The sequence below is a fragment of the Oleiphilus sp. HI0128 genome, from assembly GCF_001635365.1.
In genome coordinates, this window is record NZ_LWGG01001534.1 from 1 (window position 1) to 1,042 (window position 1,042).

The window sequence follows — 1,042 nt, forward strand, 5'->3', positions numbered from 1 at the left end:
TTTCTATCAAAGCGGTTTCGGTGTTATTAAGAACTTAAGCAAGGCGCAGCAATTGTATCAACAGGCTTGTAGGCAGAGACTTTCTGTTGCTTGTCAGGCTGGCGCTGCGCTGTAAACTTAGGCTCTTCTTGATAGGCATGGCTTGAGCTATAATGCTCAGTTCGCTCATTAGTTAAAATCCCTTTATGTCTTCTTCCTCATCAGAAAATCCCAACGCATTTACCGCTAACGGCCAGAATTATGAGCTTCAGCGTTATCCTGTTGAAAAGCGTAGTCAGTTGCGTGCCTGGGATGCTGCAGACAGCTACCTGCTTAATCTGGTTGATGACATGGCTGGAAGCTTCAAGCAGCTTTGTATCGTGCACGATAACTTTGGTGCTTTGACGATTCCTTTAATGAAATATAAGCCCCTCTGTTACGGCGACTCATGGATGTCATTAGAAGCAACGCGACAGAACCTCAAGAAGAATGCTGAAGCGAATGACGATAATGTGCTGGACTTTGAGTCGGGTCTTGAGTATCTCGTCAAACGAGAAGAGCGCCCAGACTTAATCATTGGTCGAGTACCTAAATCTAAAAGCCAGCTGGCTTATTTACTCGCTGAACTGAATAAGTGGGCACAAGAAGGCTGTACACTTTTACTTGCAGGTATGGATAAGCACTTAAGCAAAGGTCAGTATGAGTTGCTGGAGAAGTGCTTTGGCCCGGCGAGTTTTTTGCCAGGTGTAAAAAAAGCGCGAGTCTGGAGGGCAGAGGTTGATAAATCTCTGGCGTACGCTTCAGAGCAGAATATATTTGAACAGTGCAAGTCTGTCAGCGTTCCCGATTTTGAATTGAACTTGAAGGCTTTACCAAATGTCTTTAGCAATGATCATTTGGATATTGGCAGTCGCTTCTTTTTGGGGCATTACAAGTGCTTACCGGAGGTTTCACAAGTCGCTGATTTAGCCTGTGGGAATGGGGTACTTGGTTTAGCCTACTTACAGCGCTTTCCTAATGCCCAGATGTTTTTCTATGACGAGTCTTTTCAGGCGGTACAGTC

Annotated in this window: 1 protein-coding gene; it reads left to right on the plus strand. The window is 45.1% G+C overall.

What is annotated here, in order from left to right:
* Positions 1-185 precede the first annotated feature (185 nt).
* Positions 186-1,042: methyltransferase (locus A3763_RS25285; RefSeq protein ID WP_068760705.1), on the plus strand; the 857-nt coding region annotated here is incomplete at its 3' end.